Source organism: Microbacterium sp. NPDC057659, assembly GCF_042799915.1.
In the GTDB taxonomy this organism is placed as follows: domain Bacteria; phylum Actinomycetota; class Actinomycetes; order Actinomycetales; family Microbacteriaceae; genus Microbacterium.
Window position 1 is genome coordinate 169,615 of record NZ_JBHVHU010000004.1, and the last position, 20,407, is coordinate 190,021.

Sequence of the window (20,407 nt, forward strand, 5' to 3'; positions counted from 1 at the left end):
CCACGCGAAATACCGCGTCTCGTAGACCCAGGGAAGCCCGAGGTCGGTTGATAGCGTAATAGATGTGACTGCTTCTTCCCCCGCTCCCGGAGACGACCCCGTGAAGGCCCCCGCTGCCGCGAAGGACGGCGCTGCGGCACCGACGAAGAAGACCACGGCGAAGAGGACGACCTCAGCCAGGAAGGCCGCCGCACCCGCCGAGAAGGCTGCGGCGAAGGCGGATGCCGCGAAGCAGGATGCCGAGAAGACGGCGGCCGTGAAGAGCGCGGCGCGCACGACCGCCGCCGCGAAGAGCGCCGCCGCAAAGAAGGCGGCCGGTTCGACCGCCGCCAAGGCGGCCGCCGTGAAGACGGCGACCGCCCGCACCGCAGCATCGAAGACCGCGGCCAAGACGACCGCGGCGCGGACCACGGCGAAGAAGACGGCTGCGGCGAAGACGGCCACCGCGGAGCGGGACGAGGAGAAGGCCGCGACGAAGGCGGCCACCAAGACGACCGGTACGAAGGCGGCGGGAACGAAGGCGGCGGCGGCGAAGAAGCCCGCTGCCAAGCGGCCTGCGGCGAAGACCTCGGCCGCTGCCGAGGCGACCGCGACGAAGACGACCACGGCCAGGAGCACGGCCAAGACGGCGGCGGCGAAGTCCACCGCGGCGAAGAGCACGGCCACGAAGAGCAGTGCGGCCAAGAGTGCGACCACGCGGACCGCGGCGAAGACGACGGGGGCCGCGACGGCCGCGAAGGCGACGAAGAAGCCCGCGGCGAAGAGGCCTGCGACCACGACACGCCCTGCTGCGAAGACCGCAGCAGTGGCCGCGGCGGCCGGGGTGGTGGAGACTGTGGCTGCAGACGCCGTGACGACGGGTCCTGGGGAACCCGCTGTGAAGGAGATCATCGTGGCCGAAGAGACTCCGCAGACCGAGGCGCCGCCGCAGGACGACACGGTCGTCGCCCCCGCGGAGGCGGTCGCGGTCGCCGTGGTGCCGGAACCTGAGTCAGAGCCCGCAACGACAGGCGGGGCTGAGCCCACAGTGGCGGCAGCCGAGCCCGAGCCGGCGCCCGCGGCGGCAGCCGAGCCCGCGGCGGAGCCTGAGCCTGCGCCCGCAGCACAGGCTCCGGAGCCCGAGCCTGCCGTGGACCCGGCGCCCGTGTCTCCCGTGGACCCTGACGACGTTGCCGTGCCGGCGGTGATGATCCGCGGTCTGGTCAAGCACTTCGGCGATACGCACGCCGTCGACGGCGTGGACCTGACCGTCCCGGCAGGTTCCTTCTACGGCATCGTCGGACCGAACGGTGCGGGCAAGACGACGACCCTGTCGATGCTCGCGGGGCTCCTGCGGCCCGACGGCGGCAACATCATCATCGGCGGCGTGGACCAGAAGGCCGACCCGCTGGCCGCGAAGCGGGCGCTCGGCGTGCTGCCGGACCGGCTGCGCACCTTCGACCGGCTCACCGGCCGCCAGCTGCTGCACTACTACGGTCTGCTCCGCGGGCTCGACTCCGGCGTGATCGAGAAGCGCGTCGCCGACCTCGCGCGTGCGTTCGATCTCACCGAGGCGCTCAGCCGCGTGGTGTCCGACTACTCCGCGGGCATGACCAAGAAGGTCATGCTCGCCGGAGCGATGATCCACTCACCGCGGGTCCTGGTGCTCGACGAGCCGTTCGAGTCGGTCGATCCGGTCTCCTCCGGCGTCATCCTCGACATCCTCCGTGCCTACGTCGAGCACGGCGGCACCGTGATCCTGTCCAGCCATGGCATGGACCTCGTCGAGCGGGTCTGCTCGCGCGTCGCGATCATCGTCGGCGGGCAGGTACTCGCCGAGGGCACGATCGACCAGGTGCGCGCGGGCCAGTCGCTGGAGGCCCGCTTCGTCGAGTTGTCCGGCGGCGGCGCCGAGGTGGAGGGGCTCGAGTGGCTGCACACGTTCTCCGCCTGAGGCTCGCCCTCCTGGCAGGGTCGCTGCGCACCGGTCGTCCGGTGCGCACGATCCTCGGTCTCCTCGCCGTCGCAGCGCTGACGATCGCGACGTGCGTCGCCGTGCTCAGCCTCGGCGACGGGTCGATCGACACGGCACGCTCGGTCATCGTGCTCGGCGGTGCCGCCGTCTTCCTCGCCTTCCTGGCCGGCCCCGTGCTCGTCGGCACGGAGGATCAGCTCGATCCCCGCAGGTTCGCGGTGTTCGGAGTCGACGAGAAGCGGATGCCGTGGATGCTGGCTCTCGCATCTGTGATCAGCATCCCGAGCGTCGCGCTGCTCGCCGTCGGCGTCTGCGTGATGATCGTGGGCATCGGGTTCGGCGCGCCATGGCCCGTCGCCGTGCTGTCCACGCTGCTCGGCGTCGCGGTGACGATCGTGGCCGCCCGCATCGGCATGGCGGTCAGCGCGCTGCTGCTGCCGGAGCGACGCTCCCGCGAGCTGACCGCGCTGTTCGCGCTGGCGCTGATCGTCATCGCGTTCCCTGTAGCGGTGTTCTTCGCATCGATGGCATGGGACGGCGCCGTGCCCGCCGCCGTCGCCACGGCGACCTCGATCATCGGGATGACCCCGCTGGGCGCGGCGCAGGGCTTCCTGTTCTCCGTCGCCGACGGCGACGCACCCGCCGCCTGGGTGAGCGCGATCGTCGGCCTCCTCACCGTCGGGGGAGCGGCCGCGCTCTGGGCCTGGCTCGTACGCCGGCTGCTCACCACGGTGGAGCGACCCGTGGCGGCCCGCGAGCGCTCCGGCCTCGGCTGGTTCGCCGTGCTCCCCTCGAACGCGTTCGGCGCGGTCGCGGCACGCAGCCTCGTGTACTGGCTGCGCGATCGCCGCTACATCGTCAATGTCATCGTGGTGCCGATCGCCGGCATACTCACCGTGCTGCCCCTGGTGGTCGCGGGGGTGCCCGTCGAGATCGCCGCCCTCATCCCCGCGCCCCTGATCGCGCTGTTCCTGGGGTGGCTGCCGCACAACGACGTCGCCTACGACTCGACCGCGATCTGGGTGCACATCGCCAGTGGCATGAAGGGCGTCTCCGACCGCCTCGGCCGGCTCGTGCCGATGGTGCTGCTCGCCCTGCCGCTGCTGGCGGTGGCGGTGTCGATCACGTTGGCGGTGGTCGGGGACTGGTCGCTGCTCCTGCCGTTCACGGGCGTCGTGGCATGCCTGTTCCTCAGCGCTCTGGGGATGTCGAGCCTATCCTCCGTGCTCGCGCCGTACGCGGTGTCCCGGCCTGGGGACAGCCCGTTCCAGCAGCCGCAGCGCTCGTCGTCCTACGGGTCCTACGGCGCGGCGATCACACTGCTCGCGGCGATGGTGCTCACGATCCCGGCCGGATGGCAGTTCGTGCTGACACTCATCGAGGGCGATCAGCACGGTCCGACGACGTTCTGGACCGGCATCATCGTGGGCGTGCTCGCGCTGGTCGCGGGCGTGAGCGTCGGCGGGCGCATCTTCGAGCACAGCGGCGAGCGTCTGATGGAGTTCGCCGAGACCACCTGATCGCCCCGGGGCGCCCCCGGGGCGGTCGCGGCGATTAGACTCACCGTCATGAGTACTCCGCTTGACAGCCCCGATCAGGGCGGCGTGGCAACGCTTGATCGCGAACTCGAGGAACTCCTCAAGGAAGAGCATTTCGAGCCGGGCGACCACGAGCGCTTCTCGCACTACGTGAAGAAGGAGAAGATCCTCGAGTCCGCCATCACCGGCAAGCCGGTGCGGGCGCTGTGCGGGAAGAAGTGGACCCCGGGTCGCGACCCGGAGAAGTTCCCGATCTGCCCCACGTGCAAGGAGATCTACGAGTCGATGGTGGGCTGAGACCGACGCTCAGACCGCGTCGACGCCCTTCGTCTCGTCGCTTCGCCGGTTCCTGAGCGAGCGCAGCGAGACGAAGGGCGCTCAGGAACCGGGTTGCCCCTATCGGGCCTCGACGAACATCGTGGGAATCGCCGGGTCCGACTTGCTGAGCGCGAGAGCGCGGATCGGCAGCTCTTCACGAACACGCAGGTGATGCGCGCGAGCGGACGCGGTTCCCTCGGCGCCCTCGTGCGACGGGTCGATCTCACCGTTCTCGACGAGCACCACCTGCAGCGCGCGGGCATCCGGATGCTCGGAGGGCACGTCCAGCTCGTCGAAGCCGGCGGACACGGCGATGGTCTCGGCCGTCGCCGTGCCGTGCTCGAGCGAGCGGAACGCCGCCTTCCTGCCGCCCTTCGAGGCCTTGTCCGTCGACGCCTTCGCGACCGGCACCCATGAGCCTGCGGCATCCTGCCGGGCGACGAGCTTGTAGACCATGCTCGCGGTGGGGTAGCCGGAGCCGGTGACCACCGACGTGCCGACGCCGTAGGCGTCGACGGGCGAGGCGGCAAGGGCGGCGATCGCGTACTCGTCCAGGTCGCTCGTGACGGTGATCCTGGTGCCGGTGGCGCCCAGTTCGTCGAGCTGCGCGCGCACCTCGGCGGCCACGATCGGCAGATCGCCGGAATCGATGCGCACACCGCCCAGCGACGTGCCGGCCACCCGGATCGCGAGCTCCACGCCAGCGCGGATGTCGTAGGTGTCCACGAGCAGGGTGGTGTCGGTGCCGAGTGCCGCGATCTGCGAGCGGAAGGCCGATTCCTCGTCGTCGTGCAGGAGCGTCCAGGCGTGCGCAGCGGTGCCCATGGTCGGGATGCCCCAGCTGCGCCCGGCCTCGAGGTTGCTGGTCGCGCCGAAACCGGCGATGTACGCCGCGCGGGCTGCGGCGACCGCCGAGTGCTCGGCCGCGCGCCGCGAACCCATCTCGGCCAGGGGCCGCTCGCCGGCGGCGATGCTCATGCGGGATGCCGCCGTGGCCACGGCCGAGTCGTGGTTGAGCACGCTGAGGGCGAGCGTCTCGAGCACCACGGCGTCGGCGAAAGTGCCCTCGACGGTGAGGATGGGGGAGCCGGGGAAGTACAGCTCGCCCTCGCGGTAGCCGCGGATCGTGCCGGTGAAGCGGTAGTCCTCCAGATGCGCGAGCGTGGCGGCATCCACCACGTCGTTGTCGCGCAGGAACCGCAGCTCGTCCTCACCGAAGCGGAACTCGCGCAGCAGCGCGAGCAGCCGGCCGGTGCCGGCGACGACGCCGAACCGGCGTCCGCCGGAGAGACGCCTCGAGAACAGCTCGAACACGCACGGACGTGCGCCCGTTCCGTCGCGCAGAGCCGCGGCCAGCATGGTCAGTTCGTAGCGATCGGTGTAGAGCGCCGTCGACGTCGTCATGAGGTCGAGTTTAGTGACGGCGCGTCGGCGGCTCCGTCGCATGAAAGTTATTTGCGCGGACGCCTAATCTAATGAATACTACTTCCAGGTTCGGGATCACCCGTGACTGCTCAACGAAGAACAGGGATGCACAATGAAAACTCGCGTGATCTCCGTCGTCGCGCTGGGCGCGGTCGCCGCGCTGGCTCTCGCCGGATGCTCCAACGGCAACTCCGGAGACTCCGGCGACGCCGTCGACGGCAAGGGCAAGACGATCACCGCCTGGGTGATGCAGGGCACGAACCCTGACTCGTCCGCCTACCTCGACGCCGTGTCGAAGGCGTTCACCGAGAAGACCGGCGCCAAGGTCAAGTTCGAAGAGGTGCAGTGGGCCGACGGCCACCAGCGCTTCGTGACCGCCATCGCCGGCGGCACCGCGCCGGACGTCGCCGAGACCGGCACCACCTGGACCCCCGAGTTCGCCGACGCCGGCGCTCTCGTTCCCATCGACGACTACGTCGCCGAGGACAAGGGCCTGAAGGACGACCTCGTCAAGGGCCTCGCCGAAGCCGGCACCTACGACGGCGAGCTCTACGGCATGCCCTGGTACGCCGGTGTCCGTTCGATCGTGTACCGCGCCGACATCTACGAGGAGCTCGGTCTGAAGGCTCCCACCACCTGGGACGAGATCGTCTCGAACGGCGAGAAGATCAAGGCCGCGCACCCCGAGATGGCTGCGTTCGTCGTTCCCGGCAATGCCGAGTTCGGCGTGTACCCCTGGGTCTGGGGTGCAGGCGGCGAGGTCGCCGTCAAGGACGGTGACAAGTGGAAGTCCGAGCTGGACTCGAAGAAGTCGCAGGCGGGCCTGACCTTCTACACCGATCTGGCACTCAAGCACGGCTTCTCGACGCCCGGCGCGACCACCTGGAAGGAGACCGACGTCCGCGACGCGTTCACCCAGGGCAAGGTCGCCACGATGCTCTCCGGCTCGTGGACCCCGAAGTCGCTGATCGAGTCCAACCCCGAGCTCGAGGGCAAGCTCGGCGTCGCCGTGATCCCCGGTGAGGACGGCGGCATCGCCCCCTCCGTGCTCGGCGGATCGCACCTGTCGATCTTCGCGGACTCCAAGGAGCCCGACCTGGCGTGGGAGCTCGTCAAGCTGATGACCGTCGGCAAGTTCGCGTCCCAGTGGGCCGACTCGACCGGCTACTTCCCCGGCCTGGAGTCGCTGATGAAGGACGCCGTGGAATCCACCGACCCGCTGATCGCCCCGTTCGCGAAGCAGATGGTCGACGGCGGAGCATCCGTGCCGGTGACCCCGCAGTTCGGCGCCGTCCAGGCCAAGCAGACCACCAACACGATGATGCAGGAGATCCTCAGCGGTCAGAAGACCGTCGCCGAGGCGTCGAAGGACGCCGCGGCTGAGATGACCGACCTGCTGAACACCAAGTAGGTCGCATCTTGACCACGTCGCTCCCCGCGACGATGTCCGCGCCGGAGAAGGAGACCGCTCCTTCTCCGGCCGGCGGGCGTCGTCAGAAGCTCTTCTCGATCGCCCGGACGCGCCCCTGGCTGCTGCTCGGGCCCGCACTCATCGTGCTCGGCGTGCTGCTGCTGTGGCCGCTGGTGCAGGTCGTGCTGCTGTCGTTCCAGGACTACGGCCTCCGCGAGATCCGCCGGGGGACGACCAACTTCATCGGCCTCGACAACTACGTCGAGGCGCTCACCGACCCGCAGCTCTGGGCCGTCGTGGTGCCGAACACCGTCGGCTTCGCGATCGTCTCGGTGTTCACCACCGTCGCCTTCGGCACGCTCGTCGCGCTGCTGCTGGCGAGGCTTGGCCTCGCCTGGCGCACCATCGTCGGCAGCGCGATCATGATCGCCTGGGCCATGCCGGCCGTGACCGGCACGTACGTCTGGACCTGGATCTTCGACGCCGATCGCGGCGTGTTCAACGCCGCGCTGCAGTCCATGGGCGTGATCGACGGACCGGTGAACTGGTTCACCAACCGCTGGGCCTTCTACGCCATCGTGCTGCTGAACGTCGTGCACCACGGCTTCCCGTTCGTCGCGATCACGGTCCTCGCCGGTCTCCTCGGCGTTCCCAAGGAAATGATCGAGGCCGCCGAGATCGACGGCGCCGGTGCATGGCGCCGATTCTGGAAGATCATCTTCCCGACGCTGCGGCCGGTGTTCTCCGTCGTCATCATCCTGTCCACGATCTGGGACTTCAAGGTGTTCACGCAGGTGTTCCTGATGCCAGGAGGGGCCGGATCGAACAGATCCGTGCTCAACCTCGGCGTGTGGTCGTACGTGGAGTCCTTCGGCCAGAACAGGTACGGGTTCGGCTCCGCGCTCGCCGTGCTGCTGACCCTGGTGCTGCTGGTGATCACGATCGTCTACATCCGCACCCTTCTCAAGGAGGACCAGCTGTGAGGAAGTCTTCGCCCCTCGGCCGGTTCGGCATCGTCGTCGCGGTGATCGGCCTGCTGCTGTTCACCCTGTTCCCGGTGTACTGGATGATCATGAGCTCCTTCGACAAGAAGGCCTCCAGCGGCGGCGGCAATCTGCTGCCCCGCGAGTTCACCTGGGACAACTTCACCTACGTGCTCACCGACGGCGGGTTCGACGTGTTCCTGCGCAACTCGGCCATCGTCGCTATCGTGACCGTGCTCGCCAGCGCCCTGCTTGCTCTGCTCGCCGCCGTCGCGGTCACCCGGTTCCGCTTCAGGTTCCGCACCTCCATGCTGCTGATGATCCTGGTCGTGCAGATGGTGCCGCTCGAGGCGCTCGTGATCCCGCTGTTCATCCAGATCAAGAACCTCGGACTACTGAACACGCTCATCGGCCTGATGATCGTCTACGTCGCGCTGTCGCTGCCGTTCGGCATCTGGATGCTGCGCGGGTTCGTGGCAGCCGTCCCCATCGAGCTCGAGGAGGCCGCGTACATCGACGGCGCCTCCTGGTGGCGGATGTTCCGCTCCGTGCTGTTCCCGCTCGTCATGCCCGGGCTGGTGGCCACCAGCGTGTTCTCGTTCATCACCGCATGGAACGAGTTCATCTTCGCAATGACGCTGCTCGGCGGAGAAGTGGAACAGTACACTGTGTCGATCGGGCTCCGTCAGTTCTTCGGTGAGCACTCCAACGAATGGGGCTACATCATGGCGGCCTCGACGCTGATCACCCTTCCGGTGATGGTGTTCTTCGTGATCGTTCAGCGCCGACTCAGCGACGGTCTCGTCGCCGGCGCTGTGAAGGGATGACCCGTGGTCGATGACCTGACCCGCCTGGCGAACGGGGTCGTGTGGCCCGGGTTCCTGGGCAGCACCGTGCCGCGCTGGCTCGAGCGGGAGCTCGGCGACGGCCTGGCCGGCGTCGTGTACTTCGCGCAGAACCTGCTCGGCGACACCGCCGCGCTCAGCGCCAGGATCCACGAGATCGCCCCCGGCGCCCTGATCGGGATCGACGAGGAGGGCGGCAGCGTCACCCGGCTCGAGACCGCGACGGGCTCGACGGTCCCCGGTGCCGAGCAGCTCGGCTTCGTCGATGACGAGGCCGCGACGCGCGCGACGGGCGCCGAGATCGGTCGCCGGTGCGCGGCGATCGGAGCCGACGTCGTCCTGGGGCCGGTGGCCGACGTGAACACCGACCCGCGCAACCCGGTGATCGGCACCAGGTCCTTCAGCGACGACACCGACGTGGTCTCCCGGCACACTGCGGCCGAGGTGGTCGGCATCCAGTCCACCGGGCTCGCGGCGTGTGCCAAGCACTATCCCGGCCACGGCGACACCCATGTCGACTCGCATCACGATCTGCCGCGGATCGACCTCACTCCCGAGCAGATCGAGGCAGAGCATCTGCCGCCGTTCCGGGCAGCGGCCGAAGCCGGTGTGCTCTCCATCATGACCGCGCACATCGTGGTCCCGGCCTGGGGCGAGGAGCCCGCCACACTCAATCCGCGCGTGCTGGGCATGCTGCGGGATGCCGGCTTCGACGGCGTCATCGTGACCGACGCCCTCGACATGGCGGCCATCCGCGAGACCGTCGGGCTCGGCGGAGGCGCGGTGCGCGCCCTCGCAGCCGGCGCCGACCTGCTGTGCATCGGCAACCCGACCAACCCGGGACCCGCGATGCTGCCCGATCAGGACGAACGCGACTTCCACGCGGTGCGCGACGCGATCGTCGCTGCGCTGCGCTCCGGCGAGCTGTCCCGCGAGCGCGTGGAGGAAGCCGCCGGTCGTGTGGCGCGGATGTCGGCTGCGGTCACAGCGCGTTCCGCTGCCGAACCGGCCGACTTCGACGCGGCATCCGTCGTGCGACGCGCGGTGACCGTCGTCGGCGACCTGCAGTCGCTGCCGGATGCGCCGACGACGGTGGTCGACGTCCGCCGCCGCTCGTCACTGGCGGTCGACAGTGCTGCGGGGCACGTCGCGGAGGCGCTCGCCGCCGGCGGCGAGATCGTGCGCCTCGATGCCGAGCGGGCCGAGGAATCGGATGTCGCCGACGCCGAGCGTCAGGTCTCGTCCGGACGCACCGTCGTGCTGGCCGATCGCCTGGACGAGCAGTCGCCGCAGCGGGCACTCGTCGAGCGCCTCGTCGCAGCTCGTGCGGGGACGACCGTCGTCGACGTGGGCTTCGGCCCCGCAGTCATCGACGACGCACCGGTCGTGCAGGTGCGCGGGGCGAACCTGATCGGTGCCCAGGCCGCCCGACAGGCGTTGATCGGCCAGTGAGATGAGGGTGTGCGCGCTGCAGTCCGGCACCTCGGCCGACGGCATCGACGTGCTCGTGGTCGAGGCGGAGCCCGAGGGCGACGCACTGGTGCTCCGGACCGTCGACTGGCGCACCGTGCCCTGGCAGCCGGAGCTGCGGCGCAGCATCCTCGATGTCACGCATGGAGCGTCGATCGACGCGGCGGCCTGGTGCGCGCTGGACTGGCGACTCGGTGAGGCTTTCGCCGACACGGTGCGCGACATCCCCGACCTCGACCTCGTCGTCTCCCACGGTCAGACCGTCTACCACTGGGTGGAGGACGGGCATGCCCGCGGCACCACTCAGCTGGGCGAGCCCGCCCCCATCGCCGAGGCCGCCGGATGCCCGGTGCTCTCGCACCTGCGCAGCGCGGACATCGCCGCGGGCGGCGAGGGCGCTCCGCTGATGGCGCTGTTCGACCGGCTGTGGCTCGGTCCGATCGCCGAGGCGTCGGGCGAGGGCATCGCGACCGTGAACATCGGCGGGATCGCCAACGTTCAGGTGGTGCACCCGGACGGCCGCGTGCAGGCCTGGGACAGCGGACCTGGGAATGCGCTCCTCGACGCTCTGGTCGAGCGGCGCACGGGCGGCGAACAGGGCTTCGACCGCGACGGGGCGCTGGCTGCGGCCGGTACGGTCCGTCCTGAGCTGATGCGGGCGCTGCGCGCTCACCCCTACTTCGCGCTGCCGGCGCCGAAGAGCACCGGCCGGCATGAGTTCCATCTCGGGCTGCTCGACGATGCGGCGCGGTCCGAGGCCGCGGAGCCCCTGTCGGATGCCGACGCCGCGGCCACGCTGGTCGAGCTGACGGCATGGAGCATCGCCGAGGCCCTGCGCGCGTCCGGCGCGACGAGTGCGATCATCTCCGGCGGCGGCGTCCGGAATCCGGTGCTGATGCGTCGTCTCGCCGAGCTCGCCGCGCCCGTGCGGATCAGTTCCAGCGCGGAGCACGGAGTGGACCCGGACAGCAGGGAGAACCTGATGTTCGCCGTGCTCGGAGTGCTGTCATGGCACGGCATCCCGATCTCCCTCACGACGACGGGATCGCGGATCGCCGGCCGGTTCACCGCGGCGCACGCGCCGCTCGGTCTGCCGCGCCCGCGGCCGGCCTTCGCCCGTGTGGAGGTAAGACGATGACCCAGGACGACGACCTTCGCGTGTCGCTGCAGACGCTGTCGACGGAGCGCGCCGATCCGGCGTACGCCGACCTGGACGTGCGCAGCACGGTGGATCAGGTGAGCGTCATGATCGCGCAGGCCGCGCAGGCCGCCGAAGCCGTGGCCGGACGCTCCGCAGAGATCGCGGCGGCGGTGGACGGCATCGTCGCGCAGCGCGCGAAGGGCGGCCGGCTGATCTACATCGGTGCCGGCACCGCCGGGCGCATGGGTGTGCTGGACGCGAGCGAGATCCCGCCGACCTACGGCACAGCCCCCGAAGAGGTCGTCGGACTGATCGCCGGGGGAGAGGTCGCGGTCCGCGGCGCCGTGGAGAACGCGGAGGACGACGACGTCGCCGGCGCCGAGGCCATCGATCGGATCGGACTCACCGCGGCCGACGCCGTCGTCGGGATCTCGGCATCCGGTCGTACCCCGTACGTCGCCGGCGCGCTCGAGCGGGCGCAGCGGCTCGGCGCGTTCACGATCAGCCTGGCCGGCAACACCGATGCCGCGATCTCGCGCGGCGTCGACGTGGCCATCGAGATCGACGCCGGCCCCGAGGCCGTTGCGGGCTCGACGCGCCTGAAGGCGGGCACGGTGCAGAAGCTCGTGCTGAACACGCTGTCCACGCTCGCGATGGTGCAGGAGGGCAAGGTGCTCGGCAACCTCATGGTCGACGTGCAGGCGACCAACGAGAAGCTCCGCGTGCGTGCGGAGCGCATCGTCATGCAGGCCACGGGCTGCGACAGGACCGTCGCAGCGGACGCGCTCCGCCGGGCGGACGGCTCGGCGAAGGTCGCGATCCTGATCGCCGCCGGCGCTGACGCGGACGCCGCGCACGAGTTGCTGGCCGAGTCGCACGGACGCCTGCGCCCAGCGCTCGCGGCCCTGGGCGCGCCCGCAGGAGGGAACAGCATCGCGTGACGGACCCGCTCGCCGCCCTGCGCGTCGACCCCTCGGGGTTGAGCGCTGCCGAGGCGCGGCTGGCGCAGCGCATCGCAGCCGATCCCACGATCGTCGTCGACCTGGCGATCACCGACCTCGCCGTGCTGTGCGAGACGTCTCCGGCGACGGTGGCCAGGTTCGCGCAGACACTTGGCTTCTCGGGGTACCGGCAGTTCCGCATGGAGGTGGCGCAGGCCGTCAGCAGGGAGCAGGCCGACCGGGAGCGGTTCGGCATCGACGACGAGGACATCCTCGCCGACGATGACGCCGGCAGTGTCGCGTCGAAGATCGCCTATCAGGAGATGCGCGCGATCGAGCAGACCGCGCACGGGCTCGACCCCAGGCAGGTGGACGAGATCGCCGCACTGATCGGTGCAGCCACCCGCACCGACGTGTTCGCCATGGGGGCGTCCGCGCTCGCCGCGGTCGACCTGTACCTCAAGCTGGTGCGCATCGGACACACCGCCTGGCACGGTTCCGACGTGCACCTCGCGCTCGTACAGGCGGCTCAGCGCGGTCCGGGTGACGTGGTCGTCGGGATCTCGCACAGCGGGACGACGCGCGAGGTCATCGAGCCGATGGAGATCGCGCGGGCGGCGGGAGCGACCACGGTCGCGATCACGAATGCACCGGACTCGGCGATCACCCACCGCGCCGACCACGTGCTGCTGACCAAGGCCAGGGAGTCGCCGTTCCGCATCGGCGCGATGGGCAGCCGGATCGCGCAGCTCGCCGTCATCGACATCCTGTTCACCCGCGTCGTGCAGGCGCACGGCGATTCGGTGCGCACCGCACTGCAGCGCACCCGCGAGGTCATCGAGACGCACAACCTCGGCGCCGACTGACGGCGATCAGCCCAGGTGGTCCCTGGTACTCGACATCACCCGTGTCGCGAGGCGGTTCGCCCTCGCCAGCGAGCCCTCCAGCGACAGCCCGCTGACGAGCCCGGCGAGGAATCCGGCCGCGATCGCGTCCTCGGCACCGATCGGCTCGATCATGCGGAAGTCGATCGGCGGAGCTTCGGCACGCGTGCCGCCGTCGAACGCCGTCGCTCCGGTGGGGTGGGTGACGACCAGATGGCGCGGTTCCGGCAGCAGCGCGCGCAGTGCTCCGGCATCCGTCGCGCCGAACACGCTGAGCGCGTCGGCCTCCGAGACGAACACGACATCGGCGCGGCGGGCGAGATCCGCCAGCGCCGCGCGCCCGACGTCCTCCCGGCCGAGCCAGAGCGGCGGCCGCCAGTGCACGCTGAATGAGCGGATGCCGGACCCTCGGTCGTCCTGGAACAGCGACTCCTGGGCGAGCAGCGCGGAGGAGGACAGCGCCGACGTGACGCCGGTGGTGTGCACGATCCTCGCCTGCTCCAGCAGCGAGCGTGCGGCGGGCGTCTGGAGCGTCTCGCGGGAGAGCAGGCTCCCCGCCGACGAGCTGCGGTAGTAGTGCATGCGGTCGGCGATGCCGGCGGCCTCGGCGGAGACCTCCTTGACGTACAGGCCGGTCGGCGCGTGCGGATCGCGCTCGACGGCCGACGTGTCGACCCCGTACCGGCCGAGCTCGGCGAGCAGGAACTCGCCGAAGCCGTCGTCGCCGACGCGGCCGACGACGGCGGAGCGCACGCCGGCGGTCTGCAGGGCGATAGCCACGTTCAGCTCTGCTCCGCCGAGCGAGCGCGCGAAAGTCTGGGCTTCGGCGAGTGGTCGGGGTGGTTCGGGCGTGAACACCACCAGTCCCTCGCCCACGCTGACGACGGTGACGTCGGATGCTTCGGGCACGTCTCAGACACTACGGCCAACGGGGCGAGCACGGCAATCGCGATAGGCTGGACCATCATGAACGACGCTCCGATCGGCATCTTCGATTCCGGGGTCGGCGGGCTCACCGTCGCGCGGGCCATCCGGGCCCAGCTGCCACAGGAGTCCCTGGTCTACATCGGCGACACCGCGCACTCGCCGTACGGTCCCAAGCCGATCGCCGACGTCCGCCGCTACGGACTCGAAGTGCTCGACACTCTGGTCGAACAGGGCGTGAAGATGCTCGTGATCGCCTGCAACACAGCATCCGCCGCCATGCTGCGCGACGCGAGGGAGCGCTACGACGTCCCCGTCGTCGAAGTGATCGGCCCCGCCGTGCGGCGCGCGGTCTCGACCACCCGCAACGGGCGCATCGGCGTGATCGGCACGGTCGGCACGATCGGCTCCCGGGCCTACCAGGACATGCTCGAGGTGAACGAGCGGCTGGAGGTGTTCACGGCCGCCTGCCCGCGCTTCGTCGAGTTCGTCGAGGCCGGCATCACGGGCACCCCCGAGGTGCTCGCGACCGCGGAGGGCTACCTGGCGCCGCTGCGCGAGGCCGGCGTCGACACCCTCGTGCTGGGGTGCACCCACTACCCGTTCCTGCGCGGCGCGATCAGTTACGTCATGGGAGACGGCGTCAGCCTGGTCTCCAGTGACGACGAGACCGCTGCCGACGTCTATCGCCAGCTGGTGGCGGGCGACCTGCTCGCCTCACCGGATGCCCGGCCGACCCACGTGTACGAGGCGACCGGCGACTCCGCCGACGACTTCGCGGCCCTCGCGAACCGGCTGATGGGCCGCGAGGTGCGCGACGTGCAGCTTGTGCAGACCGGCGTCATCACGCTCCCCGACCTGTCCTTGGAAGGAAACAATGTCTGACATCACCCGGGCCGACGGCCGCACCACCGACCAGCTGCGCGAGATCACCATCGAGCGCGGGTGGAGCGCGCAGGCCGAGGGCTCGGCGCTGATCAGCTTCGGCGGCACGAAGGTGCTGTGCACCGCATCCTTCACCAACGGCGTTCCGCGCTGGCTCACCGGCAAGGGCAAGGGGTGGGTGACCGCCGAGTACGCGATGCTGCCGCGGGCCACCAACAGCCGCAACGACAGGGAGAGCGTGAAGGGCCGCATCGGCGGACGCACCCACGAGATCTCGCGCCTGATCGGCCGGGCGCTGCGCGCCGTCGTCGACACCAAGGCGCTCGGCGAGAACACGATCGTGATCGACTGCGACGTGCTGCAGGCCGACGGCGGCACCCGCACCGCCGCCATCACCGGCGCCTACGTCGCGCTCGCGGACGCGATCGAATGGGGTCGCGAGAAGAAGTTCATCGGGAAGAACTCCACGCCGCTGCTGGACTCGGTGGCCGCGGTGTCGGTCGGCATCATCGACGGCGAGCCCATGCTCGACCTGGCATACGTCGAGGACGTGCGCGCAGAGACCGACATGAACATCGTCGTCACCGGCCGCGGTCTGTTCGTCGAGGTGCAGGGCACGGCCGAGGGGGCGCCTTTCGACAAGCGCGAGCTCGACGCCCTGCTCGACCTGGGCGTGGCCGGTTGCGCCGAACTGAAGGACCTGCAGCTGAAGGCGCTCGCGTGAAGATCGTCCTCGCCACGCACAATCCTCACAAGGTCGACGAGTTCCGTGCGCTGGTGAGCAGCGTGCGGCCCGACCTCGAGATCATCGGCTACGACGGCCCGGAGCCGGTGGAGGACGGCGTGACCTTCGCCGAGAACGCCCTCATCAAGGCGCGTGCCGCGGCTACGCACACCGGGCTGCCCGCCGTGGCCGACGACTCCGGCATCTGCGTGGACGTGCTGGGAGGGTCGCCCGGCGTGTTCTCCGCGTACTGGGCCGGGCAGAAGAAGGATGCGGTCGCCAATCTCGAGCTGCTGCTGGACCAGCTGCGCGACATCGCCGACCCGCACCGCGCCGCGCAGTTCCACGCCACGATCGCGCTGGTCGTCCCCGGCGGTGCCGAGCAGACCGTGGAGGGCGTCTGGCCGGGGCGCCTCGCGCACGCGCCGGCAGGGCCTGGTGGGTTCGGCTACGACCCGATCTTCATCCCGGACGGGCAGGACGCCGGTGCCGAGCGCACCGTGGGGGAGTACACCGCCGACGAGAAGCAGGCCGACTCGCATCGCGGCCGCGCCTTCGCGGCCCTTCTTCCGCTGCTCGAGCAGCTCTAGTCGGTACTGAGAATCATCCCCATTCCCGACTAGGCGAAAAGGCCCTTCACCAGGGAGTTCCCGGCCTACCCTTGAGGCATGCACGATCACGCCCCCACTGACCTCCGGTCGTCGAGCAATCGCCGGCTGCTGACGATCTCGCTGTGCCTGACGGCCTCGGTGATGATCGTGCAGGTCATCGGCGCCATCATGAGCGGGTCGCTCGCGCTGCTCGCCGACGCCGCGCACATGTTCACCGACTCGTCCGCGCTGGTGATCGCGCTGATCGCGAGCACGGTCGCCGCACGCCCGGCGGATGACCGGCGCACCTTCGGCTACCAGCGCGCCGAGGTCTTCGGCGCGCTGATCAACTCGATCATCCTGATCGTGCTCGCGACCGTCGTCGCGGTGCGCGGCATCAGCCGCCTGCTGAACCCCGAGGACGTCGAGGTACAGGGCGGCGTGATGCTGGTCGTCGCGATCGTGGGCATGCTCGCCAACGCGATCTCGATGTGGCTGCTCAGCCGTGCGCAGAAGCACAGCATCAACGTGCGCGGCGCCTACCTCGAGGTGATGGGCGACCTGATCGGCTCGGTCGGCGTCATCATCGCCGCGATCATCATCACCACGGTCGGCTGGATGCAGGCCGACGCGCTCGCATCGCTGTTCATCGCGGCGATGATCGTGCCGAGGGCGATCTCGCTGCTGCGCGAGGTGTTCTCCGTGCTCGCCGAGTCGGCGCCCAAGGGCACCCAGGTCAGCGAGATCCGCGAGCACCTGCGGGGCTACGACGGCGTCGTCGACGTGCACGACGTGCACGTGTGGCAGCTCACCCGCAGCGCGCCGGTGTTCACCGCACACGTGCAGGTCGAGCCCGATGTGCTCACCAGCGGCCGCTCGGCGGTCCTGCTCGACCAGTTCCACAGCTGCCTGTCGGATCATTTCGACGTCGAGCACTCCACCTTCCAGCTCGAGCCGGCGGACCGGTCCGAGTGCGAGGCGGCGCACGACTAGCTCTCCCGGCGCAGCTCCGAGACGCTCTTGTCCGGTCGCAGGCCGCGCCAGCGCGCGTGCCGCAGGATGCCGCCGGGCGTCCAGTTCGCGAACTCGACCTCGCCGACCACTTCCGGTCGCACCCACAGGGCGTCCGAGGCCTCCGGCGCCGGCACCTCGACGGGCGCCTGGTCGACGCGCAGCGGCTGCAGCCGGGTGAGGACGTCGCGCAGCATCCGATCGGTGAACCCGGTGCCCACCCGGCCGGCGTACCGCAGCGCGCCGCCGTCATCCGGCACGGCCAGCAGCAGCGATCCGAACGTGCCTGCGCGGTCTCCGTTGCCCGGGCGGATGCCGATGATCGCGGCCTCCTGAGTGCGGGTCAGCTTGAGCTTGAGCCAGGCGGGCGAGCGCGCGCCCTCGCGATAGGTCGACTCCGGATCCTTGGCGACCACGCCCTCCAGCCCGAACTCGCGGCTCGCAGCGAGGGCGGCGTCGACGTCGTCGAACACCGGCGCGACGCGCACCGGCGCGTCCAGTCCCTCCGCGACCTGCTCCAGCAGCTCCCGGCGCTGCCGCAGCGGCAGGCCGGTGAGGTCGTGCCCGTTCAGCCGCAGCAGGTCGAACAGCAGGTAGACCACCGGGGTGCGCACCACCTCTCGCTCGATCTCGCGGGCCCTGGTCAGGTGCATCCGATCCTGCAGACGGCTGAAGCTCGGTCGCCCCTCGGCGTCGAAGGCGACGATCTCGCCGTCGACGACGGCGTCCTCGGCGGGCAGGTGCGGGGCACCGTCGGCGGTCAGCTCCGGGTAGCGTGCGGTGACGTCGGTGCCGCTGCGCGCGTGCAGCTGCATCCGCTCACCCGACCAGGTGCCCAGCGCACGGATGCCGTCCCACTTGATCTCCGCCCAGCCGTGTGTGCGGGCGCGGCCCGCGGTGCCGGTCTCGGCGAGCATGGGCCGCGGCGCATCCGCATCCTGACCGGGTTCTGAGCGCCCTTCGTCTCGTCGCTTCGCTCCTCGCTCAGGATCCGCGGAGCGAGACGAAGGACGCTCCGGATGCCGATGCGACCGGCTCTCCTTCATCCGGTGCAGCAGCCACTGCGACTTCTCCCCGCTGCCGGAGGTGCGGATCAGCGCGAGCCGCGTCGTGCCGAGCCGCCCGCCTGGGCGGCCGGTGAAGGTGCCGATCACCTCGTCGTCGCGCCACTTCTCGAGGTCGACGGTGCCGGTGTCCCAGATCGTCATGTCGCCGGCCCCGTACTCCCCGTGCGGGATGGTGCCCTCGAACTCGAGGTACTCGAGCGGATGCGGCTCGGTCATCACGGCGAGGTGGTTGCGGGCGGGGGTCTCCGGCACGCCCTTGGGCACGGCCCAGCTGATCAGCACGCCGTCGCGCTCGATGCGCAGGTCGTGATGCAGACTGCTCGCGTGGTGCTCCTGGATCACGAACCGTGTGTCCGGCGACGCGGCACCCGCGGTCCTCGGCATCGGCTCCGGCGTCTTCGCCGCATCGCGCTTGGCGAGATACGGGGCGAGCGCGGCGGCCGCGGGTGCACGCTTCGCCTCGTCGCTGTGCTCCTGGCTCGGGAACCGGGCTTCGGCGAACGGGTCGATGCCGGCCGCGACCCGCGCGAGCACCTCGTCGAACTCGAGCTGCGCGAGGCCGGGATCGTCGAGTTCCGCCCAGGTGCGCGGCGCCGCCACCCATGGCCTGGTCCTGCCGCGCAGCGAGTAGGGCGCGATCGTCGTCTTCGACGCGTTGTTCTGGCTCCAGTCGATGAAGACCTTGCCGGGGCGGAGCGCCTTCGCCATCACGCTCGTCGCGAGGTCGGGATGATCGGCCTCGATCATCCGCGCCAGTTCTTTCGCGACGGCGGATGCCTGCTCGCTGGTCTGCGCCCCCGTGCCGTCCTCCTCCACGGGCAGCGCGGCGTACAGGTGGATGCCCTTGCTGCCGCTGGTCACCGGCACCGGTTCGAGCCCCATGCCGGTGAGGATGCCGCGCGCGATGCGCGCGATCTCCGCGCACTCGGCGAGTCCCGCGCCGGGACCCGGGTCGAGGTCGAGCACGAGCCGGTCGGGGCGGCCCCGGCCGCCGGAGGGCGTGAACCGCCACTGCGGCACATGCAGCTCGAGGGCGGCGACCTGAGCGAGCCAGACCAGCGTCGGCACGTCCTCGGCCAGCGGGTACTCCTTCGTGCCGTCCGAGTGCTCGATCGGCATCCGCCTGACCCATGAGGGTGCGCCGGGTTCGAGCTGCTTCGTGAAGAAGGACGATGCCGGCGCATCGGCCGTGCCCACCCCTTCGACCCAGCGCTTGCGGGTCACGGGCCGCCCGCGCAGCAGGGGCAGCATCGCCGGCGCGACGCGGGTGACGTAGTCGATGATCTCGCCCTTGGTCGTGCCGGTGGAGGGGTAGACGACCTTGTCGAGGTTCGTGATGCGCAGGCGACGGCCGTCGATCTGCACGATCTGCCCGCCGGATGCCATGACGAAAGGCTAGGGCAGATCGCCGGCGGCCGGTATGTCAAGGGGGCTGGCCCGCACCGACGCCACTGGTGTGTACTGGTGCCATGAGGACGATCTGGAAGGGCGCCCTGACCTTCGGGCTGGTGAACGTGCCGGTGAAGGTGTATTCGGCGACCGAGGACCACGACGTGTCGCTGCACCAGGTGCACGACGCCGATGGCGGACGCATCCGCTACCAGCGCGTGTGCGAGGTGTGCGGACAGGTCATCGCCTACGCCGACATCGACAAGGCGTACGTCGACGAGGACGGTCAGACGGTGGTGCTGACCAAGGACGATCTGGCCGCCCTGCCCGCCGAGAAGAGCCGCGAGATCGATGTGGTGGAGTTCGTCCCCACCGAGCAGGTCGATCTGCTGACCCTCGACAAGGCGTACTACCTGGAGCCGGACTCGAAGTCTCCGAAGGCGTACGTGCTGCTGCGCAAGACGCTCGAGCAGACGGATCGCACGGCGATCGTGCGGTTCACGCTGCGGCAGAAGACCAGGCTCGCGGCGCTGCGCGCGCGGGGCGACGTGCTCGTGCTGCAGACGCTGCTGTGGGCCGACGAGGTGCGCGAGGCCGCGTTCGAGTCCCTCGAGGAGGACGTGAAGATCAGCAAGAAGGAGCTCGAGCTGTCGGCATCGCTCGTGGACAGCTACTCCAGCGACTTCGACCCAGAGGAGTACGTCGACGAGTACCAGCGCGAGCTCCGCACCCTGATCGACGCGAAGATCGAGGCCGGCGAGGGCTTCGACGTCGCTGAGACGTTCGCCGAGGAGGGCGCGGCGGAGGGTGGCGAGGTCATCGACCTGATGGAGGCGCTGCGCGCCAGCGTCGAACGGTCGAAGGCCGAGCGCGCGAAGGATGCCGGATAGCCGGCATCCCTCTGCAC

Annotated in this window: 18 protein-coding genes; 15 read left to right on the top strand and 3 right to left on the bottom strand. The window is 70.2% G+C overall.

Going from position 1 to position 20,407, the window contains the following annotated elements; genetic code table 11:
- Nucleotides 1-64: 64 nt before the first annotated feature.
- Genes ACFVAE_RS17260 through ACFVAE_RS17270 form a run of 3 tightly spaced genes read left to right on the top strand, consistent with a single transcriptional unit; the run spans nucleotide 65 to nucleotide 3,789 of the window.
- Nucleotides 65-1,933 carry an ABC transporter ATP-binding protein gene (locus ACFVAE_RS17260; RefSeq protein WP_378894867.1) on the top strand — a complete coding sequence of 623 codons (1,869 nt, stop codon included), beginning with the start codon at nucleotides 65-67 and terminating at the stop codon, nucleotides 1,931-1,933.
- Nucleotides 1,909-3,474: a hypothetical protein gene (locus ACFVAE_RS17265; protein WP_378894870.1), complete on the top strand. Its 1,566-nt coding sequence runs from the start codon at nucleotides 1,909-1,911 to the stop codon at nucleotides 3,472-3,474. The genes ACFVAE_RS17260 and ACFVAE_RS17265 overlap by 25 nt, the downstream gene beginning before the upstream one ends.
- A gap of 48 nt (nucleotides 3,475-3,522) precedes the next feature.
- Nucleotides 3,523-3,789 (top strand): DUF3039 domain-containing protein, encoded by a 267-nt coding sequence (locus ACFVAE_RS17270; RefSeq protein ID WP_157310764.1) that lies wholly within the window; start codon nucleotides 3,523-3,525, stop codon nucleotides 3,787-3,789.
- 99 nt (nucleotides 3,790-3,888) lie between these two features.
- On the opposite strand, the gene ACFVAE_RS17275 is transcribed toward ACFVAE_RS17270, so the two are convergent.
- Nucleotides 3,889-5,214 carry a nicotinate phosphoribosyltransferase gene (locus ACFVAE_RS17275; RefSeq protein ID WP_378894873.1) on the bottom strand — a complete coding sequence of 442 codons (1,326 nt, stop codon included), beginning with the start codon at nucleotides 5,212-5,214 and terminating at the stop codon, nucleotides 3,889-3,891.
- A gap of 133 nt (nucleotides 5,215-5,347) precedes the next feature.
- On the opposite strand from ACFVAE_RS17275, the gene ACFVAE_RS17280 reads away from it, so the two are divergent.
- Genes ACFVAE_RS17280 through ACFVAE_RS17310 form a run of 7 tightly spaced genes read left to right on the top strand, consistent with a single transcriptional unit; the run spans nucleotide 5,348 to nucleotide 12,892 of the window.
- Entirely contained in the window at nucleotides 5,348-6,646 is a 1,299-nt protein-coding gene (locus ACFVAE_RS17280) for a sugar ABC transporter substrate-binding protein (RefSeq protein ID WP_378894876.1), read from the top strand.
- A gap of 32 nt (nucleotides 6,647-6,678) precedes the next feature.
- Nucleotides 6,679-7,629 (top strand): carbohydrate ABC transporter permease, encoded by a 951-nt coding sequence (locus ACFVAE_RS17285; RefSeq protein WP_378895047.1) that lies wholly within the window; start codon nucleotides 6,679-6,681, stop codon nucleotides 7,627-7,629.
- Nucleotides 7,626-8,456, top strand: coding sequence for a carbohydrate ABC transporter permease (locus tag ACFVAE_RS17290; protein WP_378894879.1), 831 nt, complete (start codon nucleotides 7,626-7,628; stop codon nucleotides 8,454-8,456). The genes ACFVAE_RS17285 and ACFVAE_RS17290 overlap by 4 nt, the downstream gene beginning before the upstream one ends.
- A 3-nt stretch (nucleotides 8,457-8,459) precedes the next feature.
- Entirely contained in the window at nucleotides 8,460-9,926 is a 1,467-nt protein-coding gene (locus ACFVAE_RS17295) for a glycoside hydrolase family 3 protein (RefSeq protein WP_378894882.1), read from the top strand.
- Nucleotides 9,927-9,933: 7 nt separating this feature from the next.
- Nucleotides 9,934-11,082, top strand: coding sequence for an anhydro-N-acetylmuramic acid kinase (locus ACFVAE_RS17300; protein WP_378894885.1), 1,149 nt, complete (start codon nucleotides 9,934-9,936; stop codon nucleotides 11,080-11,082).
- Nucleotides 11,079-12,026 (top strand): N-acetylmuramic acid 6-phosphate etherase, encoded by a 948-nt coding sequence (gene murQ / locus ACFVAE_RS17305; RefSeq protein ID WP_378894887.1) that lies wholly within the window; start codon nucleotides 11,079-11,081, stop codon nucleotides 12,024-12,026. Before ACFVAE_RS17300 ends, murQ begins: the two co-directional genes overlap by 4 nt.
- Nucleotides 12,023-12,892: a MurR/RpiR family transcriptional regulator gene (locus tag ACFVAE_RS17310; RefSeq protein ID WP_378894890.1), complete on the top strand. Its 870-nt coding sequence runs from the start codon at nucleotides 12,023-12,025 to the stop codon at nucleotides 12,890-12,892. Before murQ ends, ACFVAE_RS17310 begins: the two co-directional genes overlap by 4 nt.
- A gap of 6 nt (nucleotides 12,893-12,898) precedes the next feature.
- On the opposite strand, the gene ACFVAE_RS17315 is transcribed toward ACFVAE_RS17310, so the two are convergent.
- Nucleotides 12,899-13,819, bottom strand: a complete 921-nt coding sequence (locus tag ACFVAE_RS17315) for a sugar kinase (RefSeq protein ID WP_378894893.1) — start codon at nucleotides 13,817-13,819, stop codon at nucleotides 12,899-12,901.
- Nucleotides 13,820-13,876: 57 nt separating this feature from the next.
- Between ACFVAE_RS17315 and murI the strand changes: the two genes are divergently transcribed.
- From murI to ACFVAE_RS17335, 4 genes are all read left to right on the top strand, one after another.
- On the top strand, nucleotides 13,877-14,719 hold the full coding sequence (gene murI, locus ACFVAE_RS17320) for a glutamate racemase (protein ID WP_378894895.1): 843 nt from the start codon (nucleotides 13,877-13,879) through the stop codon (nucleotides 14,717-14,719).
- Nucleotides 14,712-15,443: a ribonuclease PH gene (rph, locus tag ACFVAE_RS17325; protein WP_378894898.1), complete on the top strand. Its 732-nt coding sequence runs from the start codon at nucleotides 14,712-14,714 to the stop codon at nucleotides 15,441-15,443. The genes murI and rph overlap by 8 nt, the downstream gene beginning before the upstream one ends.
- Nucleotides 15,440-16,033 (top strand): RdgB/HAM1 family non-canonical purine NTP pyrophosphatase, encoded by a 594-nt coding sequence (gene rdgB / locus ACFVAE_RS17330; protein ID WP_378894900.1) that lies wholly within the window; start codon nucleotides 15,440-15,442, stop codon nucleotides 16,031-16,033. The genes rph and rdgB overlap by 4 nt, the downstream gene beginning before the upstream one ends.
- 78 nt (nucleotides 16,034-16,111) lie before the next feature.
- Nucleotides 16,112-17,026 carry a cation diffusion facilitator family transporter gene (locus ACFVAE_RS17335; protein ID WP_378894902.1) on the top strand — a complete coding sequence of 305 codons (915 nt, stop codon included), beginning with the start codon at nucleotides 16,112-16,114 and terminating at the stop codon, nucleotides 17,024-17,026.
- Here the strand turns inward: ACFVAE_RS17335 and ACFVAE_RS17340 are convergent.
- A complete protein-coding gene (locus tag ACFVAE_RS17340) occupies nucleotides 17,023-19,497 on the bottom strand; it encodes an ATP-dependent DNA ligase (RefSeq protein ID WP_378894905.1) in 2,475 nt (824 codons plus the stop codon). The genes ACFVAE_RS17335 and ACFVAE_RS17340 overlap by 4 nt on opposite strands.
- Nucleotides 19,498-19,580: 83 nt before the next feature.
- Here ACFVAE_RS17340 and ACFVAE_RS17345 point away from each other — a divergent pair, with 83 nt between their 5' ends.
- Nucleotides 19,581-20,390, top strand: coding sequence for a Ku protein (locus tag ACFVAE_RS17345; protein WP_378894908.1), 810 nt, complete (start codon nucleotides 19,581-19,583; stop codon nucleotides 20,388-20,390).
- The last annotated feature ends 17 nt before the right edge of the window (nucleotides 20,391-20,407 follow it).